We start from the raw sequence: 25,587 nt of genomic DNA on the forward strand, positions 1-25,587 counted from the left end.
TTCGCCTTACGGTGGAGCTGTGCGTAGATGTGATCAAGAGACAGCGTCGCCGCCGGCCAGGCCGCCGGCGGTGTTGACCAGGGCGGCGAGCGGCGGCTCGCCGGGCTCGGGCCTGGGAAAGAGGACGCGCAGCGGGGCGGCCTGATGGAGATGGCGCAGCACGGTACGGGGCGCGGCGCCACCGGAAGCGGCCAGGGCGAAGGCGAGTTCCGCCGTGCCCTCGGCCCGCTGGTGACGGATGGCGGCAGGTGGGGAGGGCAGCAGGGATTCGGGCGGCGTCATGGGCCCGACCGCTATGCCATGGGCAGGCGCGGTCCATAAGCGGGGCAGGACGCCCTCCCGCCGGTCAGGGGCGGCCGTGGAAGCGTGGTGACGGCCCACATCCAGGGAGACCGGCCGGAACACGGAAGATGAAGTCCTCGTCATCCTTCCAGCGTCATCACGCGATGGCGGGAGCGGCGTGGCGGCCGGCGCAAAAGGTCGCGGCAGCGGCGCTTCGCCGGTGGAAGCGAGGCGCGCCATCCGCGACGGCTGCCTTGGCCGCCGGGTGCCGGGCACGTCCGCCGGCTTGCGCCCCGTTCATCCGGCGCGGCGGACGCCCGGTCTTCCGGTGACAAAGCATCACAGCGCGAAGTTCGCGCCTCGGTGAGCGTAATGTTTCCGGTATGATCATTGCAGAAAAGGCAGCATCAAAGCTTGCTGTCCCCTCCTCCTGCGGGTCTCGTCCATGCCCTTCGCGCTTCGTGCCCGATCCCTTCCGGGGGCGTCCTTCCCGTTTCCATCCGGGCCGCTGCCCGGAATCCTGCTGGCCTCGGCCCTGTGCCTGCCCGGCGCGCCGGCGGGGGCGCAGGAACGCGGCGGCGGGGCACCGGCCGTCTCGGTCGCGGTGGCCGCGGCCACGGTGGGACCGGTGGCGGTGGAGGTGCTGACCAACGGCAATGCCGAGGCGCCCTCGGTCATCTCCGTCCGCTCCCGCGTCGATGGGCAGGTGGAGAAGGTCTGGGTCAACGAGGGCGACCGGGTGCAGGCGGGGCAGGTGCTGTTCACGCTGGACAGCCGCCTCATCCAGGCCCAGCTCGCGCAGCAGCAGGCGAACCTGGACCGCGACCGCTCGACGCTGACGCGGGCGCAGGAGGACGCGCGGCGCTATGCCTCGCTGCAATCGGGCGCCTATGCCTCGCAGCAGCGGCTGGAGCAGGCGCAGGCCGACGCCACCGCGGCGGCTGCGGTGGTGCGGGCGGACGAGGCGCTGCTGGCGCAGACCCGGCTGAACCTGGACTTCGCCACGATCCGCGCCGAGGCGCCGGGGCGGCTGGGCGCGCTGCCGGTGAAGGCCGGGAACTTCGTGCGGGCCTCGGAGGGCGTGGTGCTGGCCACCATCACCCAGACGGACCCGATCCTGGTCACCTTCGCCGTGCCGGAACGCTGGCTTTCCGTGGTGCACGCGGCGCAGCAGGGCGCCGCCGCCGGCCAGGCCGCCGCACCCCGGGTGCTGGCGCGGGCGCCGGAGGATCAGGGGCCGCGCGCCGAGGGCGAGCTGGTCTTCGTGGACAGCACGGTGGACAGCACCACCGGCACGATCCGCATGAAGGGCCGCTTCGCCAATGCCCCGGCGCGCTTCTGGCCGGGCCAGTACCTGGAGGTGGTGCTGGTGCCGCGCACCGACCCGAAGGCCCTGTCGGTCCCGGCGGCGGCGGTGCAGCGCGGGCAGCAGGGCAGCTTCCTGTACGCGGTGAAGGGGGAGGGCGACAACGCCGCCGCCCGGCGGGTCGCGGTCAGCGTGGTGCGCTATGCCTCCGGCCGGGCGGTCCTGGCCGATGCCGCGCTCGCGGATGGGGAACCGGTGGTGACCGAAGGGGCGCAGCGGTTGCAGGACGGCACGCGCGTGACGATCCGCAACGGTGCCGCCGGAGGCGCCCCCAAGGTCGGCGGCGCGGAACCGGGCCGCGCGCAGCGTGAGGCGGCGGCGCGATGAACCTCTCCGAACCCTTCATCCGCCGCCCGGTGATGACCGGGCTGCTCGCCGTGGCGGCGGTGCTGGCGGGCATCCTGGCCTATTTCTCCATGCCGGTGGCCGCCGTGCCGCGGGTGGACTTCCCGGTGATCACCGTCTCCGCCCAGTTGCCGGGGGCAAGCCCGGAAACCATGGCGACCTCGGTGGCACTGCCGATGGAGCGGGAATTCTCGACCATCGCCGGGATCGACAGCATCTCCTCCACCTCCGGCCAGGGCACGACGCAGATCACCCTGCAGTTCGTGCTGAGCCGCAACATCGACGCGGCGGCGCAGGACGTGCAGGCGGCGCTGACCCGGGCGCAGCGGCGGCTGCCGACGGAGATGACGACGCCGCCGTCCTACCGCAAGTCGAACCCGGCGGATGCGCCGGTGCTGCTGCTGACGCTCTCGGGCGGCGACGTGCCGCTGTACAAGCTGAACGACATCGCCTCGACGCTGATCTCCCCCGCCCTGTCGCGCGTGCCCGGCGTGGCGCAGGTGGTGACCTTCGGCGAGCAGCTCTATTCCGTGCGGGTGCGGATGCGGCCGGAGCGGCTGGCCTCGATGGGCCTCACGCTCGATCAGGTGAGCAACGCCATCGCCACCGCCAATTCCAACACGCCGGTCGGCACGCTGAGCGGGCCGCGCCAGCAACTCGTGCTGCGGGCCAACGACCAGCCGCCCGACGCGGATGCCTTCGGGCACCTGATCGTGGCGGGGCGCGCCGGCGCGCCGGTGCGGCTGTCCGACATCGCCGACACGGTGGACGGGGTGCAGAACGACCGCATCGCCTCCTTCCGCAACGGCACGCGCGGACTGACGCTGGCGGTGCAGCGGCAGCCGGACGCCAACACGGTGGATGTGGTGGACGGTGTGCGGGCGGCCCTGCCCGCGCTGCAGGCGGCGCTGCCGCCGGGCGCGACGCTGGACGTGAACCTGGACCGCTCCGTCTCGATCCGGGCGGCGGTGCATGACGTGCAGGAAAGCCTGCTGATCGCCGTCGGCCTGGTGGTGCTGGTGGTCTGGCTCTTCCTGCGGCGGATGATGGCGACGCTGATCCCGGTGGTCGCGGTGCCCGTCTCGCTCGCCGGCACGCTGGGGCTGATGTACCTGCTGGGCTACGGCATCGACAACGTGACGTTGCTGGGGCTGACGCTCGCGGTCGGCCTCGTGGTGGACGACGCGATCGTGATGCTGGAGGCCATCGTCCGCCATGTCGAGGAAGGGATGCACCCCCTGGAGGCGGCGCTGCGCGGCTCGCGCGAAGTGGGCTTCACCATCGTCTCGATCACCTGCTCGCTGATCGCGGTCTTCCTGCCGATCCTGCTGATGGGCGGGGTGGTGGGACGGGTGTTCAACGCCTTCGCCGCCACCGTGTCGCTGGCCGTCGCGGTGTCCTGCATCGTCTCGCTGACGCTGACCGCCATGATGTCCTCCTGGCTGCCCGCGCACAGCAAGCCGTCGCGGGTCGATGCGGCGCTGGAGGGCTGTTTCCGCGCGGTGGAGCGGGCCTATGCCTGGGCGCTGGACATCGCCCTGCGCTGGCGGGCCGTGGTCTGGCTCTTCTTCATCGCCTCGCTGGCGGCGGCGGGCTGGATGGCCGTGGCGATGCCAAAGGGCTTCTTCCCGATCGAGGACACGGGGCTGCTTTCCGTCTCCACCGAAGGGCCGCGCGACGCCTCCTTCGACGCGATGCTCGACCTCCAGGGGCAGGCGGCGAAGATCATCCAGGCCAACCCCGCCGTGCAGATGGTGAACTCCTCCGTCGGCGCCGTGGGCAACAGCCTGTCGATCAACCAGGGGCGCATGTATGTGGAGCTGAAGCCGCGCGACCAGCGGCCGCCGATCGGCGAGGTGGTGCAGCAGCTCCGCCGCGCGACGGCCCGCGTGCCGGGGCTCAGCGTCTATCTGCAACCGATCCAGAACCTGTCCTTCGGCGCGCGGCAGGCGCGCACGCTCTACATCTACACCCTCCAGGGCCTCGATTCCGATACGCTCTACGACTTCTCGGAGAAGCTCGCGGCGCGGCTGCGGCGGCTGCCGCAGCTCCAGGACGTGAACACCGACCTGACACTGGACGCGCCCGTGGTCTCGGTGCAGGTGGACCGGGAGCGCGCGGCGGCCCTGGGCGTGAACATCGACCAGGTGCGGCAGGCGCTCTACTCCGCCTTCGGCGCGCGGCAGATCTCGACCATCTATGCCCAGGCCAATGCCTATCCGGTGATCGTCGAGGCGCTGCCGGAGGACCAGCGCAACGAGGACGGGCTGGACAAGATCTATCTCCGCGCCAGCGGCGGCAAGCTGGTGCCGCTCTCCACCCTGGCGAAGGTGACGCGCTCCACCGGGCCGCTGACCGTGGGGCACCAGGGGCAGCTTCCGGCGGTGACGATCGGCTTCAACGTGGCACCGGGCGTGGCGCTGGGCGACGCCACGGCGGCGATCCAGCAGGCGGAGGAGGAGCTGGGCCTGCCCGCCGGGGTGATCGGCAGCTTCTCCGGCACGGCGCAGGTCTTCCAGCAGGCGCTGGCGGGCCAGGGGATGCTGATCCTGGCCGCGGTGCTGGTGATGTATGTGGTCCTCGGCGTGCTCTACGAGAGCCTCGTGCATCCGCTGACCATCCTGTCCGGCCTGCCGGCGGCGGCGCTCGGCGCGCTGGCGACGCTGTGGTGGTTCGGCCTGGACCTGTCGGTGATCGCGGTGATCGGCGTGCTGCTGCTGGTCGGGCTGGTGAAGAAGAACGCCATCATGGTGGTGGATGTGGCACTGGTCCGGCAGCGGGAGGGCGAGGACGCGCTTTCCGCCGTGCGCGCGGCCTGCCTGCTGCGCTTCCGGCCGATCCTGATGACCACCCTGGCCGCCGCCGCGGGCGCGGTGCCGATCGCTGCGGGCTGGGGTGCGGCGGCGGAGCTGCGTCAGCCGCTGGGCCTCGCCATCGTCGGCGGCCTCGCGGTCAGCCAGGCGTTGACGCTCTTCGTGACCCCGGTGCTGTACCTGGGCTTCGAGGCGCTCGGCCAGTGGGCGAAGCGGCTGCGCGGGAGCGGCGCCGGGCCACGCATCGGGCCGGCGACCCAGCCGGCGGAGTAAGGAGCGCGCCCCGAGGGAACAGGCGGAAAGCCCTGCCCCCGGGGCCTGTCCCCCTTCAGGCAGCCAGCGCGCGGCGCGCGGCGGCGGGATCGTTCACCAGGAAGCCGCTGGCCCCCTCCCCGGCCATGCGGCGCAGGGCGGCGGGCGAGTTCTAGCGGTGGAAGGCGGAACAGCCGCGATGCGCGACGATACGGGGATCGGGCATCAGGCGAAGCTCAGGTTATCCGGACGCAGGTCCATGAAGTAGAAGGTATAGGGACGCCAGCGGATGTTGGAGCGCACGGCATAGAGTTCGGCGGGCTGGTAGAGGATGGTGCCCGGCGCCTCGTCCTCCCAGGCATCGAGCATGGTGGCGAAGAGGGCGCGGCGCTTCGCCGGGTCGGTCTCTGCCTCCAGCGCATGGCCGGCGCGGTTGAAGGCCGCAGTGGAGGTCCAGGATTTCGAGACCTGGGGCGTGCTGCCGGGCCCCCAGCCGATCCAGATCGCGCCGAGCGGGTCCGGCAGGCGGGTGGAGTTGGACCAGTTGCTGATCTGGCCACCGGCCGCCGGGCGGAGCTGCGCGGCATTCTCCACCACCTGCAGGCGGACATTGAGGCCGACCGCCTTCCACATCTCAACCAGCACCTGCGCTGCCGGGAGGGCGTTGGTGTAGTAGTTGGCCTGGGTGCGGTAGGTGATCTCGGTGCCGTCATAGCCCGCCTCGCGCAGCAGCGCGCGGGCGCGGTCCGGGTCATAGCGCAGGCTGCGGCCCGGCAGGTACATGTCGCCGTATTCGGGGAAGTTGTGGCTGTGCGGCACCAGGGCGGCGCCGTTCCAGAGCGTCTTCACCAGCAACTCGCGGTCGATGGCGAGACCCAGCGCCTGGCGGACGCGCTTGTCGGAGAGGCCGGCGCCGCGCTGGTCGAAGACCAGGACATGGACATTGGCGAGCACCACGCTGCGCAGATCGATGCCGGAGCGGCCCTGAAGCTCCTCCACCTGGTCGGGCGGGATATTGGTGGCGAGGTCGATATCGCCGGCGAGCAGGGCGGCGGTGCGGCCGGCGACCTGCGGAATCCCGCGGAACTCCACCGCGCGGGCAGTCGGGCGGCCCATCCAGTAATCGTCGAAGGCGTCGAGCACGATCGCCTGGTCGCGGCGGAGGCTGCGCAGGCGGTAGGGGCCGGTGCCGACCGGGGCCTGGCCGAAGCCCTGCAGGCCGAGCTCCTCATAGGCGCGCTTGTTGACGATCCAGGAGCACCAGGAGGCGAGGCGCTGCTCCAGCAGGATATCGGGCACGCGGGTGCGGAAGCGGACGGCGAGCGGCCCTTCCGCGGTCACCGATTCCAGCGTGGGAAAATAGGACTTCGCCTCCACCAGCAACGGCTGGTCGCCCATCATGCGGCCGAAGGTGAAGACCACGTCCTCGGCGGCAAGCGTGTCACCGTTGTGGAAGCGCACGCCAGGGCGCAGCGTGACGAGCAGGTCGCGATCGCCTTCGCGCCGCCATGCCGTGGCCAGATGCGGCACGAGGCGGGCGCCGCCCCCATCCGGGGATGACAGGAAGTCACGCCGGATCAGCGTGTCGAAAACGGAATAGGTGATGCGTGTGCCGACATTGCTGAGCTCCTTGGCCGGCTCCAGCGTCGGCGGCAGGTCGGCGACCCCGATGCGCAGAACGGGGCGCGTGTCGGTGCCAGCCGCCTGGGCGCTGGCGGCGGCCGGCAGGCCGGGAAGGACGGCCGCGAGGCCGCCGCCCAGAAGGTGACGCCGCGTCGATCGCATGTTCCCCCGACTCCCCTGATCCGGTGCGCGGCGGAAACTGCGGCGGATCGGTGACAGGGCGATGACAGGCAGGCGTCAGGTGGATGATGATCGGGCGGGTGCCCGGCCCTTCGCAACCGGCCGGGGCACGATATGATCCCGCTTTTCCAAAGGTGGAGATCCTGCTGAAGCTCCCTCCCCTGGTGGCGTTGCGCGCCTTCCACGCGCTGGCCAGCACCGGCAGCGTGCGGGCGGCGGGCGAGGCGCTGGGGGTCAGCCACACGGTGGTGTCCCGCCATGTCCACAACCTGGAGCGGGCGCTGGGCGTGCCGCTGGTCGGCCCCTCCGGACGCGGGCTGGCCCTGACGGCGGAGGGCGCGCGTTTCGCGGCGCGGGTGGCGCCGCACCTGGCCGGGCTGGCGGAGGCGGCGGCGGACCTGCGCCGGCAGCGGCGGCCGCTGACCATCCGCTGCGTGCCGGGCTTCTCCAACGTGCGCGTGCTGCCCTGCCTGCCGGAGTTGCAGCGGCTGCTGCCCGGGCGCGAGGTGATGCTGGAGCCGCGCCTGTCCCGCGGCAGACCCGAGGGCGTCGAGGTGGATGTGGAGGTGGTGTACCTGGAGCACCTCGCCGTGCTGCCGCCGCTGCGGAGCGAGGAAATGGCGCAGCCGCGCGTCTTTCCCGTGATGAGCCCGGCCCTGCTGGCACGGCAGAGCATCCGCGACGTGGACGACCTGCTGCGCCTGCCGATGCTGCACGACGAATCCATGGACCTCTGGCGGCACTGGCTGCGGGCCATGCGCTGCCGCCGCCAGCCCTTCGGCTCCTGCCTCGGCACCGCGCACCTGGCGCTGGAGGCGGCGCGGCTGGGCCAGGGCGTGGCGCTGGCCAACGAGCTGCTGGTGGAGGAGGACCTGCGGCAAGGGCGGCTGGTGGAGCCCTTCCCCTCCGAGGTGCGGCCCAAATCCTATCACGTCCTGGCCGATACGCGCCGCTGGGAGGAGGAGGAGATCGTCACGGTGCGGGACTGGCTGCACGGCATGTGCGGGCGGGCCGGACGCACCGGTGCGGAAAAGGCACCGGTCCTCGCCAAATAGCTGATTGTGCCGCCTCACCGGCGCGCGATCATCGCGCCCTGCCGCAAAGGAGGTTCCCGCATGATCGACCCCGAACTCGCCGCCCGAATCGCCGAGGCGGTGGACCGGAACTTCGACGCGCAGATCGAGACGACGAAGCGCTTCTCCGCCATCCCCAGCACGCGCGGCGCCGAGGGCCCGGCCCAGGACATGATGGCCGACCTGCTGCGCGAGCGCGGCTACACGGTCGATGACTGGACGATCCGCATGGAGGATCTCGCCGGCCTGCCCGATTGCGGCGTGATCGAGCACGACTTCTCCCAGGCCCGGACCGTGGTGGGCACGCTGCGCCCGGCGCAGGAAACGGGCCGCTCGCTGATCCTGCAGGGGCATTGCGACGTGGTGCCGGCGGGTCCGCTGGACATGTGGGACACGCCGCCCTTCAGCCCGGTGGTGAAGGATGGCTGGATGTACGGGCGCGGGGCGGGCGACATGAAGTCCGGCACCATCGCCGCGCTCTACGCGGTCGAGGCGGTGCGGCAGGCGGGCTACAGCCTCAAGGGGCGGCTGCATTTCCAGTCGGTGATCGAGGAGGAAAGCACCGGGGTCGGCGCGCTCTCGACGCTGCAACGCGGCTACCGCGCCGATTGCGCGCTGCTGCCGGAGCCGAGCAACCGGACGATCACCGATGTCTGCGTCGGCGTGCTCTGGTTCCGGCTGAAGGTGCGCGGCATCCCGGCGCATGTGGCCTATGCCAGCGACGGCTCCAACGCCATCAAGGCGGCCTACCGGCTGATCCAGGGCCTGGAGGGGCTGGAGGAGGACTGGAACCGGCGGGCGAAGAGCGACCCGCATTACGGCGCCATGGAGCACCCGCTGAACTTCAACCCGGGCATCATCAAGGGCGGCGACTGGGCCTCCTCCGTGCCCGCCTGGTGCGACGTGGATTGCCGTATCGCGATCCTGCCCGGCTGGGACGTCGATGCCTGCCGCAAGGAGATCGCCGACTGCGTGGCGGCCACGGCGCAGAAGGATGCCTTTCTTGCCAACAACCCGCCGGAGGTGGTCTGGTCGGGCTATCTCTCGCGCGGCTACGTGCTGGAGAATGCCGAGGCGCCGGTGGCGCTGCTGCGCGAGGCGAACGCGGCCTTCGGCGGGGGCGAGCTGAGGAGCCGGGCCGGCACCGGGCTGAACGATGCCCGCTTCTACAGCCTGTTCTACGGCATCCCGGCCTTCTGCTATGGGCCGAAGGCGGAACAGGTGCATGGCTTCAACGAGCGGGTGGAGATCGAATCCATCCGCGGCACCACCAAGAGCATCGCCGCCTTCGTGGCGGGATGGTGCGGCGCCGGGCGAAGCTAGAACCGCGCTGCCTGGGAGCGGACAAAGAGCCCGGGGAAAAGGCGGCGCCTTTCCACCCGGGGGTCACACGGCGGAACCGGGACGCCGGGCGCCCCAGGGCGCCGGGCATGGCATCGTGACAGGCTGGCGGGCCAAGCCGCTAGGCGCAGAAGGACGACGGAACATGCAGAGACGCAGCCTGCTCAAGGGAAGTGGCGCGATCCTGGGAGGAGCGGTGGCGTCGCTCGCCGCGCCGGCGAAGCTGCGCGCGGCCTCGCAGACCACGCTGCGCTTCATCCCGCAGATCGACCTCGTCTATCTCGATCCGGTCTACACCACGCCCTATGTGTCGCGGAACCACGGCTACCTGGTCTTCGACACGCTCTACGGCATGGACGGCAACTTCCAGCCGCAGCCGCAGATGCTGGAGGGGCACCGGATCGCCCAGGACGGGAAGCAGTGGGACCTGACGCTCCGTCCCGGGCTGCTCTGGCATGACGGGGAGAAGGTTCTGGCCCGGGACTGCGTCGCCTCGATCCGGCGCTGGGCGAAGCGCGACCCCTTCGGCGCCACGCTGATCGCCACCACGGACGAGCTTTCCGCGCCCGACGACCGCACCATCCGCTTCCGGCTGAAGCGGTCCTTTCCGCTGCTGCCGGCGGCGCTGGGCAAGACGCCCTCGCTGATGTGCGCGATGATGCCGGAACGGCTGGCAAGGACGGACGCCTTCCAGCAGGTGCCGGAGCTGATCGGCAGCGGGCCCTTCCGCTTCAAGGCGGATGAGCGCGTGCCGGGGGCGCGCAACGTCTATGAGAAGTTCGCCGGCTACAAGCCGCGGGAAGGCGGCACGCCGGACTGGACGGCCGGGCCGAAGATCGTCCACTACGACCGCGTGGTGTGGAACACCATGCCGGATATCGGCACCGCCACCGCCGCCCTGCAGAACGGCGAGCAGGACTGGATGGAATACGCCTACCACGACATGCTGCCCCTGTTGCGGAGCATGAAGGACGTGACGGTGCAGGTGCCGGACCCGACCGGCATGGTGACCATGCTGCGGGTCAACCACCTGCAGCCGCCCTTCGACAATCCCGCGATCCGCCGCGCGCTGCTGCGCGCGATCGACCAGACCTCCTACATGCAGGCGCTGACCGGCGGCGACCCGGCGCTGTTCCATGTGCCGCTCGGCTTCTTCTGCCCGAACACGCCGATGGCGAGCGAGACGGGGCTGGAGGTGTTCAACCCGCCGCACGACCTCGCCAAGGTGAAGAGCGACCTGGCCGCCGCCGGCTACAAGGGCGAGAAGGTGGTGCTGATGGTGCCGGCCGACAGCCCGACGCTGAAGTCGCAGGGCGATGTCGCCGCGGACATGCTGAAGCAGGCCGGCTTCAACGTGGACTACCTGGCGCTGGACTGGGGCACGATGCTGACCCGGCGCAACCGCAAGGACGCGGCCGAGCAGGGCGGCTGGAATGCCTTCGTCACGAGCTGGGCTGGCACGGACTGGCTGAATCCGGCAGGGCATATCGCCCTGCGCGGCAATGGCGAGGCGGGCTATGCCGGCTGGTCCACCAGCCCGCGCACGGAGGAGCTGCGCGACGCCTGGTTCCAGGCGCCGGACGAGGCGGCGCAGAAGGCGATCTGCACCGAGATCCAGAAGCAGTGCCTGGTCGACGTGCCCTTCTACCCGCTGGGCCAGTACATCCAGCCCACCGCCTATCGCAAGTCGATCACCGGGGTGCTGAACGGCTTCCCGACCTTCTGGAACGTTCGGCCGGCCTGAGGAGACGTCGCATGGAAAAGCACGAGGCGCTGCGCCGGCACGCGCTGGACTGGATCGCCGCGAACGAGGCGCGGCTTTCCGCTTTCAACGCGCGGATCTGGGCACATGCGGAACCCGCTTGGCGCGAGTACCGCTCGGTCCGGGACTACGTGGAGATCCTCCGCGCCGAGGGTTTCGAGGTCGAGGAAGGCTCGGGCGGCATGCCCACCGCCTTCGCCGCGCGCTGGACGCAAGGGGAAGGCCAGGGGGAAGGCGGGCCGGTGCTGGCCGGCTTCTCGGAATACGACGCGGTGCCGGGGAACTCGCAGCAGGCCGTCCCCTACCCCGCCCCGCGCGAGGGGCTGCACCCCTATGCCGCCGGGCACACCGACCCGCATTCGGTGCTGGGCACCGCCTCGCTCGCCGCGATGCTGGCGGCGAAATCGGCGATGCAGGCACAGGGGACACCGGGCACGCTGAAGCTGTTCGGCGAGCCGGCGGAAAAGGTCTGCGGCTCCAAGCCCTTCCACGCCGCGCGGGGCTATTACGACGGGCTGGACGCGGCGGTGGTCTGGCATCCCTGGCCGCTGAACACGGTGACCGGGGAAACGCATTTCGGCGCCTACTGGAGCGCGGTGATCAGCTTCGAATCCGAGGCGCCGGAACGCTGGGTCGATCCCGCGCTGATGCCGATCGACGCGGCCCATGCGGTGGCACGCTCGCCCGGCGCGCTGGATGCGATGTGCCTGATGTACACGATGACGAAGTACACCAAGGAGGCGATGTTCCCCCATGCCGGCTCCTGGACGCTGAACGAGTTCGTGCTCGGCGATGCGGGCGCGACCTCGGACAACCTCACCCCGCGCTTCTCGCAGATCCAGTATTCCTGGCGCAGTTCGGCGCTGGAGATCCAGGAGCAGATCTGGCGCGTGCTGGCCAACAACGCGCGGCAGGCGGCGGCCACCACGGGCTGCCGCGCCTTCGTGCGCTGGGTGACGAAGACGCGCGTCGGGCTGCCCAACAGCGCGATGACGGAGATCACCTGGCGCAACCTCCAGGCCGTCGGCGCCCCCGCCTATTCCCGGGAGGCGCTGGAATTCGGGCGGGAGATCCAGCGCAACCTGGGGCTGGCGCCGATGGAGGATCCCTTCATCGCGGGGGTCACGAAGCTGACGCCGCCCGAGGAATACGAGGCGGCGCAGCGCGCCGGCCTCCCCTCCTGGCAGAAGCACCTGAGCGCCGACGACTATGTCGAATATTCCTGGCACGCGCCCACGGTGCGGCTGCTGGCGGCGCGCCCCCGGCTGCGGCCGCCCTCGCCGGGCTACAGCTACCCGGCCTGGGCCTACAACGCGCTGGGCGGGCTGCCGGCGGCCATGGACCCGGGGATGTTCGCGGCGGCGCGCACCATGGCACTGACGCTGCTCGACCTCGCCGGACGGCCGGAGTTGCTGGAAGCGGCGCAGGCGGAATTCCGCGAGCGCACGGGCGGCGGGGTCGGCGGCACGCGCTGGGTGGGGCCGCTGCTGCCGCCCGGCCTCGATCCGCCGGTGGACCTGCGCTGGCCGGAATACGTCACCACGGCACGGGGCGAGGAATGGTGCTTCCCGACCCCCCATGCCGGGACGGGAGCCGGGGAGCCGCTCTGACCCCTGGCGACCGACGCGCCGTCATCCCTTCTCGCCGAGTCCTCGATTCAGGGTTCTTCTTCCGTCATGCCCGCATGGGATGTGATGCCGGCGCCCCGCTCCTCTCCCGGCCCCTCCCCCTTGGAGGTCCTGGTCCCGGCGATCGGGGATGCCTGTGGAGCGGCGTCCCGCCGCCCGCCGGATTTCAGGAAGGTCCCGTGCAACTCGGCGGCGAGGCCCCGTAGCGACCGGCCGATGGCGGCGTACTGGTACTCGTTCAGGTTGGCGAGGGAGGCGCGGCCCGAGGGATGCGGCGCGCCGAAGCCCTTGCCGGGCAGCAGGACGATGCCGGTCTCGGCGGCGACGCGGAACAGGATCTCGGTGGGGTTCTGCGTGTCGCGCACCCAGTCGGCGAAGTCGCGGCCATAGAGGCCGAGCGTCACCTTCTCCAGGTCGATCAGCGTGTAGTAGTCCACCGAATTCGCGTCGTCGTCGATCGGCACGCCAAGCTCGCGGTAGAGCGCCTTCTTGCGGCTGCGGATGACCTTCTTCAGCGCGGCCTTGTAGCTGTCCTTGCCGTCCATCAGCGCGAAGAGCGAGAAGAGCAGCATCTGCACCTGCTGCGGCGTGGAGAGCCCCGCCGTGTGGTTCAGCGCGACGCTGCGGCTGTCCGCCACCAGGCGGTCGAGGAAGGCGAGATTGCGCGGATCGGGAGTGAGCGAGCGGTAGCGTTCGTCGAGCGCCTTCCTGTCCTCCTCCGGCAGGCTGGCCAGGGCGCGGTCGAGCACGTTGTCGCGGTGCATGGCGATCACGCCGAGGCGCCAGCCGGTGGCACCGAAATACTTGGAGAAGGAATAGACCAGCGCGGTGTTGCGCGGGCAGCGGGCGAAGAGGGATTCGAAATCGTCGGCGAAGGTGCCGTAGACATCGTCGGTGAGGATGATCAGGTCCGGCCGCTTCTCCGAGACGATGGCCGCGATGGCCTCCAACCCCTTCGCGTCGATCTTCACCGAAGGCGGGTTGCTGGGGTTGGTGACGAAGAAGACCTTCACCGCCGGATCGGCCAGCTTGTCCAGCTCCGCCTGCGGGAACTGCCAGCCCATCTCCGGATCGGCATTCACCGGCACCTCGACGAGCCGGTAATCGGAGAGTTCCGGGATCTCGATATAGGGGGTGAAGACCGGCATGCCGATGGCGACCTTGTCGCCGGGCGCGATCAGCCGGTTCTCCCGCAGCGAGTTGAAGATGTAGGTCATGGCGGCGGTGCCGCCCTCCACCGCGAAGAGATCGACATCGGCGGAGGACAGCAGGCCGCCCACCATCTCCTTCACGATGTATTCGCGCACCACCTTCTCGGTCAGTTTCAGCATGCGCGGCGGCACGGGGTATTCGCAGCCGAGGATGGCCTCGGTGATCTCGTGGACGAACTCCGCCTCGGGCAGCCCGATCTGGTCGCGCACATAGGAGACGGCGCGGCGCAGGAAGGCGGCGCCGGGATCGTCGCGGTGGCGGGCGACGAAGCTCTCGAAACGGCCGGTGATGCCATCCAGGTGCGGCAGGCCGCCCACGCCCTCCGGCATGTAGGAGAAGGACATCTCCGATTCCTCCACCGCGAAGCGGCCCAGGGCGAAGAAGGCCCGGCGCGGCAGGGTGGCAAGGAAATTCGGGTTGCCGCGCCCGGCATTGAGCATGGTGCGGCTGGCCTGGCTGGAGGCGAGGCTGATCAGCGTGTCCTTCAGCTCGAAGGGGCTGAGCTGCGCGAGCCTGGCATAGTCGATCTCGGTCATGGCACTTCCCCGGTGGGAGAGAGGGAGGGATCGGGCTTCTGCGGGGGCGTCAGGCGAGCAGCATGATGATGACCATGCCCCAGATGGTCAGCAGCGTGTTCCCGATGGCATAGGTCACGGTGTAGCCGAGGGCCGGGACCTGGCTCTTCGCGCGGTCCGTGATCATGCCGAGGGCGGCGGTGGTCGTGCGCGCCCCGGCGCAGCAGCCGAGGACGAGCGCATCGTCGAAGCGGAAGACGTACTTGCCGATATAGAGCGCGAGGATCAGCGGCACCGAGGTGGCGAAGATGCCCCAGAGGAAGAGGCTGATCCCCAGTTCCCGCACGCCGGCGACGAAGCCGGGCCCGGCGGTGATCCCGACCACGGCGATGAACACGTTCAGCCCGACCGAGTTCATGAACCAGACCGTGGCGGGCGGGATGCGCCCGAAGGTGGGATGGATCGAGCGGAGCCAGCCGAAGAACAGCCCGGAGATCAGCGCGCCGCCGGCGGTGGAGAGGGTGAGCGGCACGGCGCCGACACGCCAGACCAGGGCCCCGACCAGGGTGCCGAGGGCAATGGCGGCGCCGATGAAGGCGACGTCGGCGGTGTTGCCGCGCTGGTCGGCATGGCCGAGGGCGCGGGCCGAGGCCGCGATCTCCTGCGTGCGGCCAACCAGCGTCAGGACGTCGCCGCGATGGATCCGCGTGGCGGGCAGGACGGGGATCTCCGTGCCGGTGGCGCCGCGGCGGATGCGGCGCAGGAAGACGCCATGCGCCGCGGGCTGGTGGCTCAGCTCCGCCAGGGTCCTGTTGTCGACGGCCTTCTGCGTGACGACGACATCGACGCCCTCCATCGGGACGCTCAGCAGCTCCGGATCATCAACCTCCGTGGCCGCGTGGCCCAGGAGATCGACCATCACGCCACGCGGCCCCGAGACGGCCACGACATCGCCCGCCTGCAGCACCGTGTCCGCCCTGGCCTCGACGACCTTCCCGTCCCGGCGCAGGCGCTCCACGAAGAGGCGGGCCTGCGGATAGCTGGCCTCGGCCGCCGCGGCGGTCTGCCCGACCACCCGCATGCCCACCTCCAGCCGATAGGCGCGCAGCACGTAATGGTGCCAGGCGCTGCCCTCCCCGCCCGGTTCCGGCTTGCCGCCCATGCGCGCCTCATAGGCCTTGCAGGCGGCCTCCAGGTCGAAGCCCAGCAGCTTCGGCCCCAGCAGCGCCAGGATCAGGGCGGAGCCGATGGTGCCGTAGATGTAGGTGACGGCATAGGCGACCGGCATGGCATCCAGCAGCGGCTTGGCCTGTTCCGGCGGCAGGCCCAGCCGGTTCACCGCGTCCGTGGCGAGGCCGAGCGAGGCGGAGATGGTCTGGGAGCCGGCGAAGAGCCCCGCCGAGAAGCCCAGGTCGTAGCCGGCGATGCGGGCGGCCAGCCAGGAGGCGCCAAGGCAGAGAAGGCAGACCACCGCCGAGAAGACCGCCTGCGGCACGCCGTCCCGGGCGATGCCGCGGACGAATTGCGGCCCGACGCCATAGCCGATGGCGAAGAGGAACATCAGGAAGAAGATGGATTTCACGTTGGCCGAGATCGTGATGCCGAGCTGGCCGATCAGGATCGCGGCGAGCAGCGTCGCGGTGACGGCGCCGAGGCCGATCCCCCGGATGCTGAAAGCACCGACATAATAGCCGATCGCCAGGGAAAGGAAGACGGCGATCTCCGGATAGGTCCGGAGCGTTTCGACGAACCACGTCCACATCGGCGAGGGACTCCCGGACGAAGGCTGGCCTTCAGGACAGGATTGTCCCTGCGGGCCATCGAAGGCCCGGCGCCACGGAGGACGCTGGGCCGGAGTTTTCCCGCCCGCGGCGTCGCCCCGTCCAGGGAGCGGCACCGGTGGCGCATGGCCAGCGCAGCGGGCTTGCGGGGCCCCTGCGTTTCTCCTGGCTGATCATGGGGAAGCCCGCGCGTCTGCCAACCCAATTCCCGGTGTGCGGCCCCCGGCGGGGGCCCGGGCGCGGCATGGGCGGGACTGTGCGGGGCAAACCTTGCCTTGCAGCAGGAACAATGACTTGCCGGCGCAGCAGGAGGAGCAGTCTACGTTTCGATACCGGTTCAACTTCCAGCGAGGCCAGGCGGCAACCCGCCAGCCTCCCGCCTTGAGAGACGGCGAGCCGCCGGTTCCCGCCAGACCCGCCATGGGCCGTGGCAAACATCGCGCGCCGGCCCCATCTCCGCCCGCCCCGCCATGGGCGGCGATTGACCCGGTGGGGGAGCCTACCTACCTTCCTACCGTGCTGGAACATTTCTTGCTGCCTGCTGGGACATGTCCCCTGAGGGCCGGGCGCACCGGAACCCGGGAGGCATGATCTCGAGCAACCTGGAAAAGGCGTTGGACGGGCGCGGCGCGGCGGTCCTGCGCCAGATCGTGGAGCTCTACGTGGAAACCGGGGAGCCGGTGGGCTCGCGCACCCTGTCGCGCCGCCTGCCGCATGCCCTCTCCCCCGCCACCATCCGCAACGTGATGGCGGATCTGGAGGAAGCCGGCCTGCTCTTCGCCCCGCATACCAGCGCCGGGCGGCTGCCCACCGAGCGGGGCCTCCGCCTCTTCGTGGACGGGCTGCTGGAATTCGGCCAGCTGACCGAGCAGGAGCGGGAGGCCATCACCGCCCGCTGCGCGGCCTCCGGACGCTCGCTGCACGACACGCTGGGCGAGGCGGGGCGGATGCTGTCCGGCCTGGCCGGGGCGGCGGGCCTGGTCGTGGCGCCCAAGACCAACAGCCCGGTGCGGCATATCGAGTTCGTGGCCCTGGGTCCCGGCCGGGCGCTGGTGATCCTGGTGAGCGAGAACGGGCAGGTGGAGAACCGGGTGATCGAGGTGCCGGCCGGATTGCCGACCGGCTCGCTCACCCAGGCCACCAACTACCTGAACCACCGGCTGAACGGCCGCACGCTGGACGAGACGCGCGAGGAGGTGAACCGCGAGATCACGGCGAACCGCAGCGCACTCGACGAGCTGACGGCGCAGGTGGTGGAATCCGGCCTCGGCATCTGGTCCGGCGGCGGCGGCGGGTCGCTGATCCTGCGCGGGCAGTCGCGGCTGCTGGAGAACCTGGACCAGACGCAGAAGATCGGGGAAATCCAGGCGCTGTTCGACCAGCTGGAGGCGCAGGAAACCATGCTGCGCCTGCTGGAGCTGGTACAGCGCGGCGAGGGCGTGCAGATCTTCATCGGTGCGGAAAGCGGGCTGTTCGATGCTTCCGGCGTCTCGATGATCGTGGCCCCCTTCCGCAACTCCCAGGAACGCATCGTCGGCGCGGTCGGCGTGGTCGGGCCGACGCGGATCAACTACCGCCGGATCATCCCGGTGGTGGACTACACCGCCGGGGTGATCGGCCGCCTGCTGGGCTGAAAGGGATCTGCCCGGTCCCCTGCCCTGGGCAGCTGTGTCCCATCCCCGAGGGAAGCTCCGCCTTTCGCTGGCACCGATGGCAAGCCCAGCCTGCAGCCCGATCCGGCAGAGCAGCTGGATCGGCGCGTTCCCGAAAAAGAACAACACCCTGTCCACGCTGCTGGCGCCCGCAGCCGCCAAAGAGCGTGGCTCTCCGGCGCGATCCGGCCGCAGCAGGCGCCAACGAACGGGGGCCAGGGCGCGCAGCGTCCTGGCGGATCAGGGGGCGCGGGGGAAAAGGCGGAGCCTTGTCCCCCGGGACGGCGCAGCGCCCGAAGCGACGCGCCGCCGAAGCTACATCGTCCAGCCACCGTCGATGACGTGGATCTGCCCGGTGGTATAGGTGGCGGTGGCCAGATAGAGGGCGAGATCGGCGATTTCCTCCGGCTGGCCGATGCGGCCGATCGGCTGACGGGCGATGAAGGCGGCGCGAGCGCCCTCGTAGTCGCCGCCGGCGGCCAGGCGCTGCTGCAGCGAGGGGCTTTCCACCGTGCCGGGGCAGATGGCGTTGCAGCGGATGCCGCGCGTCACATAGTCGGCGGCGATGGACTTGGTGAGGCCGACCACGGCGGCCTTGCTGGTCTGGTAGGCGAAGCGGTTGGGCACGCCCTTCACGCTGGAGGCCACCGAGGACATGTTGATGATGCAGCCGTCGCCACGTTCCAGCATGCCGGGCAGGACGGCGCGGCTGGTGCGGACCAGGGCCTTCACGTTCAGGTCCAGGGCGAAGTCCAGATCCGCGTCCGGCATCTCCAGGATCGTGCCGCCATGGACGACGCCCGCGCAGTTGAACAGCACGTCCACGCGGCCGATCGCGGCCATGGCGTCCCGCACGGCGGCATCGTCGAGCACATTCAGCACGCGGCGCTCGATGCCCGGGCCTTCCAGCTCCTCCAGCTTCGCCGCGTTGACATCGGTGGCGACGACCTTCGCGCCGGCACGGGCGAAAAGCTCCGCCGTGGCGCGGCCGATGCCCTGCGCCGCGCCGGTGATCACGGCGGTCTTGCCGTCCAGACTGAGAGTCATGTGTCTTCTCCCGCTCGAATACCTGTGGAGCCTGGCCCATTCCGTCGGGGCGTGGAGCCGGCTCCCGCATGTCACGGCATGGCACGCGGGATGCGCCCCGCGGGCCATGCCGTCGTGAAGGGGCGGCCGCGCTCAGTCCGCCGGATGCATGTGCAGGGCGGGCATCGGGTCGTCCGCCCGTCCCTTCTCCGCCATGCCCTGGCCGAACTGCCGGTACCAGAGGCCGGTGAGGATCGGCACCAGGAGGGAGGTAACGATGATGCAGATCGCCACCAGCACCGTGGCGGTCTGGGCCACCGGCATGAACTGCGGGGCGACGGCGGCGATGGCCAGCGGATTGGCCGCGGCGGCACCGGCGGTGGAGGAAGCGGCGATGCCGGCCGTGCCGGTGCCGCCACCGATGATCCGGTCGGCCAGGATCAGCGGAATGCCGGTCAGCACGATGACCGCCAGGGCGAGCACCACGCCAAGGCCGGCCAGCGGCGAGAGCAGCGTGTTCAGGTCGATCGTGTTGCCGAGCGAGAAGGCGAAGAAGGGGATCATCAGCTGGCCGCCGGGCGCGAAGAAGGCGCGCAGCTTGGGATCGAGGTTGCCGAGGGCGAAGCCGACCAGGAAGGGCAGCACGGCGCCGACGAAGATCTGCGGCTCGAAATGCGCGGCCCCGGAGGCGCCGAGGATGATCATGCTCATCAGCGGGCCGGATTCGATGGAGGTGAGGACGAAGGCGCCCGCTTCCTCCTTCGTGCCATAGCTCTGCATCAGCGAGGCATAGAGGCCGCCATTCGTCATATCCATGGCGCAGACGATGGCCAGGATGGAGAGGCCCGCGAAGAAGCCTGTCTGGATGCCCTCGGCCGGAATGAACATCGAGGCGACGAGGGTGATGATCCAGGCGGCGACAAGCTTGGTGAGGACCAGGGTGCCGGATTTCCGCAGCACCGTGCCGGTGGCGGAAAGCTTGATCGAGGCGCCCATGCAGAAGAACCACACGGCCAGGATCGGGATCACGCCCGTCATGATGCCCTGGGTGAAGCCCTTGAAGTAGAGCGGCGCCCCGGGGGCGAAGGTCTTGCACAGCGCGCCGAGCAGGAGCGGCATCAGCATCAGCCCGCCGGGGATCCTGTCGATCGTATCCTTGATTCTCATGGACGTAGCCTCACGCTTCCTGGTTACGGGGCGGGGGCGCCCGGTCCGCGGGCGCCGCTCCTGCCCTCCGGCCCCGCCCTTCTCCGGGTCGGTGGCCGGGTCTGCTGGTTGGCCGGAGCCGGGTGGCTCAGCCGGCCGAGACGCGCTGCTGCTGCGCGCCCAGGCCCTGGATCTCCACGCGCATCCTGTCGCCGCCGCGCAGGTAGCGGGGGGGCTTCATGCCCATGCCGACGCCCGGCGGGGTGCCGGTGGTGATGACGTCGCCCGGCATCAGCGCCATGAAGCGCGAGATGTAGGAGACGAGGAAGGGCACCTGGAAGACCATGGTGCGGGTGGAGCCGTCCTGCACCGTCTCGCCATTCACGGCGAGGGTCATGCGCAGGTCCTGGACATCGCCGATCTCGTCCTTCGTCACCAGCCAGGGGCCGAGCGGGCCGAAGGTCGGGCAGCCCTTGCCCTTGGTCCACTGCCCGCCGCGCTCAAGCTGGTATTCCCGCTCGGACACGTCGTTGCAGACGCAGTAGCCGGCGACATGGTCCAGCGCCTCGGCCTCGGAGACATAGGAGGCGCGCTCGCCGATCACCACGGCGAGCTCCACCTCCCAGTCGGACTTCGTGGAGCCGGGCGGCAGCAGCACGGTGTCGTCCGGCCCGACGATGCAGGAGGGAGCCTTGTTGAAGAGAACCGGCTCGCTGGGCACCGCCATGCCGCTCTCGGCCGCATGGTCGGCATAGTTCAGCCCGACGGCGATGAAATTGCCCGTGCCGGCGACGCAGGCGCCAAGACGGACGCCTTCGGGGGCCAGGGGCAGGTCGGCGGGGCTGAGGTCGCGCAGGCGGGCGAGGCCATCGCGGGACAGCACCGGGCCGCCAATGTCGGGCACCACGGCGGAAAGGTCACGGATGCGGCCATCGGCATCGACGAGGCCGGGCTTCTCGGCGCCGGGTGAACCGAAACGAACGAGCTTCAAGACGCTGTCTCCCTGAACAAGCGGCCCCTGGCCAGGACCGTCGGCCGCTCTTTTCACGAGTCTGGAACCTTGGTGCAGGCTTCCCGCTGAACTTACGAAATGTCAATATCATTCGAATTCGACGTCGATTTTCGAAAATACGGAGCGCGACCGAAGTGCAGCAGGTGAAGGAACGGGCCGAAACGCGCACGCTGGCGGGCGATGCCTATGCCACCATCCTGGACGCGATCCGCCGGGGATCGCTGCCGCCGGGCCAGCGTCTGCGCTTCGCCGACCTCCAGGCGCTCTGCGGCACCAGCGTGTCCCCGGTGCGGGAGGCGCTGGTCCGGCTGACGGCGGAAGGCTTCACCCTGGCCGACAACCACCGGGGCTTCTGGGTGGCGCCGGTTTCCGCCGCCGAGATGATGGACATCGTGCACAACCGGCAGCTGCTGGAGGGCGAGGCCCTGCGGCTGTCGATCCTGCACGGGGACGCGGAATGGGAAAGCCGCGTGCTGGCGGCCCATCACCTGATGGCGCGCCTGCCGCGCGAGCGCGACGACATCCCCTCGGCAATGCGGGACGACTGGGAGCAGAAGCACACGGTCTTCCACACCAGCCTTCTCTCGGCCTGCGGCTCACCGATCCTGACCGGCCTGTGCGGGGCGCTGCTGGCGCGGGCGGAACGCTACCGCCGCATGTCGGTCAGCATCCCGGGCGTGAAGCGCGATGTCGTGCGCGAGCACCGGGACATCCTCGACGCCACGCTCGCACGGCGGCCGGAGGAAGCGGTGCAGGCCCTGCGGGAACACTACCAGCGGACGGCGGATGCGGTCCGCCTGTTCTTCGACCGGCGGCAGGAGCCGGGGTAAGGCAGCCCCCCCCGGCCCCGCCCGTCTCACTCGTACCAGGTGCGGCCGTCGCGCTCGATCAGGGCGATGGCGGCGGTGGGTCCCCAGCTTCCGGCGGCGTAGGGGCGCGGGGTCTCGGGCTTGTCCTCCCAGCTTTCCAGCAGGGGCTCGACCCAGTTCCAGGCGGCCTCGACCTCGTCGCGGCGCATGAAGAGCGTGGCGTTGCCGCGCACCACATCCATCAGCAACCGCTCATAGGCATCCGGGTAGCGGCTGTTGAAGGCCTTCTCGAAGGAGATGTCGAGGCCGGTGGGGCGCAGATGCAGGCCGCCGGGGCCGGGCTCCTTGGTCATCATCTCCAGCCGCATGCCTTCCTCCGGCTGCAGGCGGATCAGCAGGCGGTTGGGCTCCAGGTTGCCGGCCTCGCCGGGAAAGATGGTGAAGGGCGGCGAGCGGAACTGGATGACGATCTCCGAGACCTTCTGCGGCAGGCGTTTGCCGGTGCGGAGATAGAAGGGGACATTGGCCCAGCGCCAAGTGTTCACATAGGCCTTCATGGCGATGAAGGTCTCGGTGGTGCTGGCGCCGTCGCCCAGATCGGCGAGGTAGCCCGCGACCGGCTGTCCGTTCACCGCGCCGGCCGTGTACTGGCCGCGCACGATGGTGCCGGCGAATTCCGCGGGCACGAGCGGGCGCAGGGCGCGCAGCACCTTCAGCTTCTCGTCGCGCACCGCATCGGCGTCGAGCGAGACCGGGCTTTCCATGGCGAGCAGGCAGAGAAGCTGCAGGATATGGTTCTGCAGCATGTCCCGCATGGCGCCGGACCTGTCGTAGTAGCCGCCGCGCCCTTCCACGCCCACCGTCTCGGCCACGGTGATCTGGACATGGTCGATCATGTCCGCGTTCCACAGGCGCTCGAAGATGGTGTTGGCGAAGCGCAGCGCCATCAGGTTCTGCACCGTCTCCTTGCCGAGATAATGGTCGATGCGGAAAAGCTGCGCCTCCGGCACCACGGCGCCGACCGCGTCGTTGATCGCCCGGGCCGAGGCGAGATCGCGCCCGATCGGCTTCTCCAGCACCACGCGCGACTTCGGCGTCAGGCCGCCATGGGCTTCGATGTTGCGGCAGATCGGGCCATAGAGGTCGGGCGAGGTGGCGAGGTAGTAGGGACGCACGACATCGGGGCGTTCGTTCAGCCGCTCCATCAGCTCGGGCCAGCCCTCCTCCCCGGCGCCGTCCACACGGTTGTAGACGACCAGCCGCAGGAAGTCCTGCACCGTGGCGGCGTCGAAATCCGCCTTCACGAACTGCCGCAGGCCTTCCTCGGCGCGGGCGCGGTAGCCGTCGTCGGAAATCTCGGTGCGCGCGGCGGCGACGATGCGGCAGCGGTCGTCGAACTGCCGGTCGCGGAAGCGGTGATAGAGCGAGGGCAGCAGCTTGCGCATCGTCAGGTCGCCGGTGGCGCCGAAGACGACATAGTCGAACTGCGGAACGGGAACGATCTTGGCCATCACGGTCTCTCGGGTCTCTTTCCTGGCGGTGACGGTCAGAAGACGCTGGCGCCGTTCTCGGCGGAGCCGACGCTGGCGCGGAAGGCGGTGAAGAGCTCGCGCCCGACGCCGCTGTGGTAATGCGCCAGATCGGCCTCGGCAGGGCGGCGGGCGGCCCATTCCGCGGGCGGCACCTTCACCTCCAGGCGCCCGGCCACGGCATCGACGCGGACGATGTCGCCGTCGCGGATCCTGGCGATGTCGCCGCCCTCGGCGGCCTCGGGCGTGACATGGATCGCGGCGGGCACCTTGCCGGAAGCGCCGGAAAGCCGCCCGTCGGTGACCAGGGCGACGCGATGCCCCCGGTCCTGCAGCACGCCCAGCGGCGGCATCAGCTTGTGCAGCTCCGGCATCCCGTTGGCCTTGGGCCCCTGGAAGCGCACCACGGCCACGACATCGCCGTTCAGCTCCCCCTTCTTGAAGGCCGCCTGCAACTCGGACTGGTCGTGGAAGACGCGGGCGGGGGCCTCGATGACATGGCGCTCCTCGGCCACGGCGGAGGTCTTGATCACCGCGCGGCCGAGATCGCCTTCCAGCACGCGCAGCCCGCCGGTCGGCTGGAAGGGCGCGCTGGCCTTGCTGATGATCTTCGGATCGGCGCTTTCCGCCGGTACCTCGCGCCAGGTGAGCGTGCCGTCCTCCGCCACGCCGGGGTCGGCGACATAGCCGCGCAGCCCGGTGCCCCAGACGGTGTTCACATCCTCGTGCAGCAGCCCGGCATCGAGCAGCTCGCGGATCACGAAGCCCATGCCGCCGGCAGCGTGGAACTGGTTCACATCCGCCTTGCCGCTGGGATAGACGCGGCAGAGCAGCGGCGTCACCTCCGCGAGATCGCTGAAATCGTCCCAGCGCAGGGTGATCCCGGCGGCGGCGGCCATGGCGACGAGGTGGATGGTGTGGTTGGTGGAACCGCCCGTCGCGTGCAGCCCGACCATGCCGTTGACGAAGGCGCGCTCGTCCAGGATGCGGCCGACCGGCATGAATTCGTTGCCGGAGGCGGTGATGGCCAGCGCGCGGCGCACGGCCTCCTTCGTCAGCGCGTCGCGCAGCGTGGTGCCGGGGTTGACGAAGCTGGCGCCCGGCAGGTGCAGGCCCATGATCTCCATGAGCATCTGGTTGGTGTTGGCGGTGCCGTAGAAGGTGCAGGTGCCGGGGCCGTGGTATGACCGCGTCTCCGCCTCCAGCAGCGCCTCGCGCCCGACCTTGCCCTCGGCGAAGAGCTGGCGGATGCGCGTCTTCTCGTCGTTCGGCAGGCCGGAGGTCATCGGCCCGGCGGGGATGAAGACGCTGGGCAGGTGGCCGAAGGAGAGCGCACCGATGACGAGGCCGGGCACGATCTTGTCGCAGATGCCGAGATAGACGGCGGCATCAAAGGTCTGGTGCGACAGCGCGACGGCGGTGGCGAGCGCGATGACATCGCGCGAGAAGAGCGAGAGCTCCATTCCCGCCTCGCCCTGCGTGACGCCGTCGCACATGGCGGGCACGCCGCCCGCTACCTGCGCCGTGGCGCCGGCCGCGCGCGCGGCCTCGCGGATCAGCCCGGGGAAGCGCTCATAGGGCTGGTGCGCCGAAAGCATGTCGTTATAGGCGGTGACGATGCCGAGATTCGGCGCGTCGCTGCCATAGATGCGTTCCTTGTCGGCCGCGCCGCAGGCGGCAAAGGCATGCGCCTGGTTGGCGCAGCCGAGCGCCTTGCGCGGGGCCTTCGCCGCGGCGGCTTCGATGCGGTCGAGGTAGCGGGAGCGTGCCGGGCGGCTGCGCTCCACGATGCGTTCGGTGACTTCGCCAATCCGTGCCTGCAACGTCATGTTTTCGATCCGTCGGAACCCGGCCAGCAAACTGCGCATTGTGCGGCGCCGCCGCAAGCCGATTATGCGGGGCCGGAACGCAGGAAAGGGCGGCCCCTGCGGGAGCCGCCCTCGCCCTCTCCATCCCTGGCCCCAGGGGGGGTCAGCCCTGGTGGGACTTGCCCGCCTGCGGCGCCTGCATCGCCACGAAGGCCCCGTGGCCGTCGCGCAGCACCCGCAGCGCCACCGCGCCGCCATGGCTCCGGGCGGCCTCGCGGATCGCCTTCGCGGCGTCCTCGGGGCTGGCCACCGGCTTGCCGGCGACGCTGGTGATCACGTCGCCCGCCTGCAGCCCGGCCTGGGCGGCGGGGCCGTCGGGCTCCACGGCGGAAACCACGGCGCCCTTGGTGCCGCGCGGCAGGTCCAGGCCCT

The 25,587-nt window shown here is 70.4% G+C and carries 18 protein-coding genes; 8 read left to right on the plus strand and 10 right to left on the minus strand.

Going from position 1 to position 25,587, the window contains the following annotated elements:
* Window positions 1-33: 33 nt before the first annotated feature.
* Window positions 34-282: a hypothetical protein gene (locus tag ROTAS13_RS04690; RefSeq protein ID WP_075821675.1), complete on the minus strand. Its 249-nt coding sequence runs from the start codon at window positions 280-282 to the stop codon at window positions 34-36.
* A gap of 445 nt (window positions 283-727) precedes the next feature.
* Between ROTAS13_RS04690 and ROTAS13_RS04695 the strand changes: the two genes are divergently transcribed.
* Together ROTAS13_RS04695 and ROTAS13_RS04700 are read left to right on the plus strand one after the other, a co-directional pair.
* Complete coding sequence (locus ROTAS13_RS04695; protein WP_226945948.1) at window positions 728-1,975, plus strand: efflux RND transporter periplasmic adaptor subunit; 1,248 nt, start codon at window positions 728-730, stop codon at window positions 1,973-1,975.
* Window positions 1,972-5,079 carry an efflux RND transporter permease subunit gene (locus ROTAS13_RS04700; protein WP_019460834.1) on the plus strand — a complete coding sequence of 1,036 codons (3,108 nt, stop codon included), beginning with the start codon at window positions 1,972-1,974 and terminating at the stop codon, window positions 5,077-5,079. The genes ROTAS13_RS04695 and ROTAS13_RS04700 overlap by 4 nt, the downstream gene beginning before the upstream one ends.
* A gap of 204 nt (window positions 5,080-5,283) precedes the next feature.
* Here ROTAS13_RS04700 and ROTAS13_RS04705 read toward each other — a convergent pair whose 3' ends face one another.
* On the minus strand, window positions 5,284-6,843 hold the full coding sequence (locus ROTAS13_RS04705; RefSeq protein WP_075821676.1) for an ABC transporter substrate-binding protein: 1,560 nt from the start codon (window positions 6,841-6,843) through the stop codon (window positions 5,284-5,286).
* A 152-nt stretch (window positions 6,844-6,995) separates the two neighbouring features.
* On the opposite strand from ROTAS13_RS04705, the gene ROTAS13_RS04710 reads away from it, so the two are divergent.
* The 4 genes from ROTAS13_RS04710 (at window position 6,996) to ROTAS13_RS04725 (ending at window position 12,647) form a co-directional block, all read left to right on the plus strand.
* Complete coding sequence (locus tag ROTAS13_RS04710) at window positions 6,996-7,916, plus strand: LysR substrate-binding domain-containing protein (RefSeq protein WP_058390238.1); 921 nt, start codon at window positions 6,996-6,998, stop codon at window positions 7,914-7,916.
* 60 nt (window positions 7,917-7,976) lie between these two features.
* A complete protein-coding gene (locus ROTAS13_RS04715) occupies window positions 7,977-9,257 on the plus strand; it encodes an ArgE/DapE family deacylase (RefSeq protein WP_019460830.1) in 1,281 nt (426 codons plus the stop codon).
* Between the two features lie 163 nt (window positions 9,258-9,420).
* A complete protein-coding gene (locus tag ROTAS13_RS04720) occupies window positions 9,421-11,019 on the plus strand; it encodes an ABC transporter substrate-binding protein (protein WP_075821677.1) in 1,599 nt (532 codons plus the stop codon).
* Between the two features lie 11 nt (window positions 11,020-11,030).
* Complete coding sequence (locus tag ROTAS13_RS04725; protein WP_075821678.1) at window positions 11,031-12,647, plus strand: M20/M25/M40 family metallo-hydrolase; 1,617 nt, start codon at window positions 11,031-11,033, stop codon at window positions 12,645-12,647.
* A gap of 47 nt (window positions 12,648-12,694) precedes the next feature.
* Here ROTAS13_RS04725 and ROTAS13_RS04730 read toward each other — a convergent pair whose 3' ends face one another.
* Window positions 12,695-14,413 carry a bifunctional aspartate transaminase/aspartate 4-decarboxylase gene (locus ROTAS13_RS04730; RefSeq protein ID WP_075821679.1) on the minus strand — a complete coding sequence of 573 codons (1,719 nt, stop codon included), beginning with the start codon at window positions 14,411-14,413 and terminating at the stop codon, window positions 12,695-12,697.
* A gap of 49 nt (window positions 14,414-14,462) precedes the next feature.
* Window positions 14,463-16,154, minus strand: coding sequence for an aspartate-alanine antiporter (aspT, locus tag ROTAS13_RS04735; protein WP_075821680.1), 1,692 nt, complete (start codon window positions 16,152-16,154; stop codon window positions 14,463-14,465).
* A 606-nt stretch (window positions 16,155-16,760) separates the two neighbouring features.
* On the opposite strand from aspT, the gene hrcA reads away from it, so the two are divergent.
* Entirely contained in the window at window positions 16,761-17,807 is a 1,047-nt protein-coding gene (gene hrcA, locus ROTAS13_RS04740; protein ID WP_019460825.1) for a heat-inducible transcriptional repressor HrcA, read from the plus strand.
* Between the two features lie 333 nt (window positions 17,808-18,140).
* Here the strand turns inward: hrcA and ROTAS13_RS04745 are convergent, their stop codons facing one another.
* From ROTAS13_RS04745 to ROTAS13_RS04755, 3 genes are all read right to left on the minus strand, one after another.
* Window positions 18,141-18,872: an SDR family oxidoreductase gene (locus tag ROTAS13_RS04745; RefSeq protein ID WP_019460824.1), complete on the minus strand. Its 732-nt coding sequence runs from the start codon at window positions 18,870-18,872 to the stop codon at window positions 18,141-18,143.
* 132 nt (window positions 18,873-19,004) lie between these two features.
* The gene (gene kdgT / locus ROTAS13_RS04750; protein WP_019460823.1) at window positions 19,005-20,018 is read right to left on the minus strand and encodes a 2-keto-3-deoxygluconate transporter; all 1,014 of its coding nucleotides are present in this window, start codon (window positions 20,016-20,018) and stop codon (window positions 19,005-19,007) included.
* Window positions 20,019-20,145: 127 nt separating this feature from the next.
* Window positions 20,146-20,988 carry a fumarylacetoacetate hydrolase family protein gene (locus ROTAS13_RS04755; RefSeq protein ID WP_019460822.1) on the minus strand — a complete coding sequence of 281 codons (843 nt, stop codon included), beginning with the start codon at window positions 20,986-20,988 and terminating at the stop codon, window positions 20,146-20,148.
* A 155-nt stretch (window positions 20,989-21,143) separates the two neighbouring features.
* On the opposite strand from ROTAS13_RS04755, the gene ROTAS13_RS26040 reads away from it, so the two are divergent.
* Window positions 21,144-21,839, plus strand: a complete 696-nt coding sequence (locus tag ROTAS13_RS26040) for a GntR family transcriptional regulator (protein WP_171979033.1) — start codon at window positions 21,144-21,146, stop codon at window positions 21,837-21,839.
* A 26-nt stretch (window positions 21,840-21,865) separates the two neighbouring features.
* Here the strand turns inward: ROTAS13_RS26040 and zwf are convergent, their stop codons facing one another.
* The 3 genes from zwf to ROTAS13_RS04775 all read right to left on the minus strand — a co-directional run.
* The gene (gene zwf, locus ROTAS13_RS04765; RefSeq protein ID WP_075821681.1) at window positions 21,866-23,329 is read right to left on the minus strand and encodes a glucose-6-phosphate dehydrogenase; all 1,464 of its coding nucleotides are present in this window, start codon (window positions 23,327-23,329) and stop codon (window positions 21,866-21,868) included.
* 35 nt (window positions 23,330-23,364) lie between these two features.
* The gene (edd, locus tag ROTAS13_RS04770; RefSeq protein WP_019460819.1) at window positions 23,365-25,176 is read right to left on the minus strand and encodes a phosphogluconate dehydratase; all 1,812 of its coding nucleotides are present in this window, start codon (window positions 25,174-25,176) and stop codon (window positions 23,365-23,367) included.
* A 142-nt stretch (window positions 25,177-25,318) separates the two neighbouring features.
* Window positions 25,319-25,587, minus strand: a 269-nt coding sequence (locus tag ROTAS13_RS04775) for a PDZ domain-containing protein (protein WP_139323265.1), incomplete at its 5' end; no start/stop codon positions are given.

It is taken from the genome of Roseomonas sp. TAS13, assembly GCF_001950415.1.
Taxonomy (GTDB): Bacteria; Pseudomonadota; Alphaproteobacteria; order Acetobacterales; family Acetobacteraceae; genus Roseomonas; species Roseomonas mucosa.

Excerpts from the sequence above, each read along its gene's own strand:
- ROTAS13_RS04700 (WP_019460834.1), top strand. The coding sequence starts at position 1,972 with ATGAACCTCTCCGAACCCTTCATCCGCCGCCCGGTGATGACCGGGCTG.
- edd (WP_019460819.1), bottom strand. The coding sequence starts at position 25,176 with ATGACGTTGCAGGCACGGATTGGCGAAGTCACCGAACGCATCGTGGAG.
- hrcA (WP_019460825.1), top strand. The coding sequence starts at position 16,761 with ATGATCTCGAGCAACCTGGAAAAGGCGTTGGACGGGCGCGGCGCGGCG.
- ROTAS13_RS04720 (WP_075821677.1), top strand. The coding sequence starts at position 9,421 with ATGCAGAGACGCAGCCTGCTCAAGGGAAGTGGCGCGATCCTGGGAGGA.
- ROTAS13_RS04705 (WP_075821676.1), bottom strand. The coding sequence starts at position 6,843 with ATGCGATCGACGCGGCGTCACCTTCTGGGCGGCGGCCTCGCGGCCGTC.
- ROTAS13_RS04745 (WP_019460824.1), bottom strand. The coding sequence starts at position 18,872 with ATGACTCTCAGTCTGGACGGCAAGACCGCCGTGATCACCGGCGCGGCG.
- ROTAS13_RS04725 (WP_075821678.1), top strand. The coding sequence starts at position 11,031 with ATGGAAAAGCACGAGGCGCTGCGCCGGCACGCGCTGGACTGGATCGCC.
- ROTAS13_RS04715 (WP_019460830.1), top strand. The coding sequence starts at position 7,977 with ATGATCGACCCCGAACTCGCCGCCCGAATCGCCGAGGCGGTGGACCGG.
- aspT (WP_075821680.1), bottom strand. The coding sequence starts at position 16,154 with ATGTGGACGTGGTTCGTCGAAACGCTCCGGACCTATCCGGAGATCGCC.
- ROTAS13_RS04730 (WP_075821679.1), bottom strand. The coding sequence starts at position 14,413 with ATGACCGAGATCGACTATGCCAGGCTCGCGCAGCTCAGCCCCTTCGAG.
- kdgT (WP_019460823.1), bottom strand. The coding sequence starts at position 20,018 with ATGAGAATCAAGGATACGATCGACAGGATCCCCGGCGGGCTGATGCTG.
- ROTAS13_RS04690 (WP_075821675.1), bottom strand. The coding sequence starts at position 282 with ATGACGCCGCCCGAATCCCTGCTGCCCTCCCCACCTGCCGCCATCCGT.
- ROTAS13_RS04695 (WP_226945948.1), top strand. The coding sequence starts at position 728 with ATGCCCTTCGCGCTTCGTGCCCGATCCCTTCCGGGGGCGTCCTTCCCG.
- zwf (WP_075821681.1), bottom strand. The coding sequence starts at position 23,329 with ATGGCCAAGATCGTTCCCGTTCCGCAGTTCGACTATGTCGTCTTCGGC.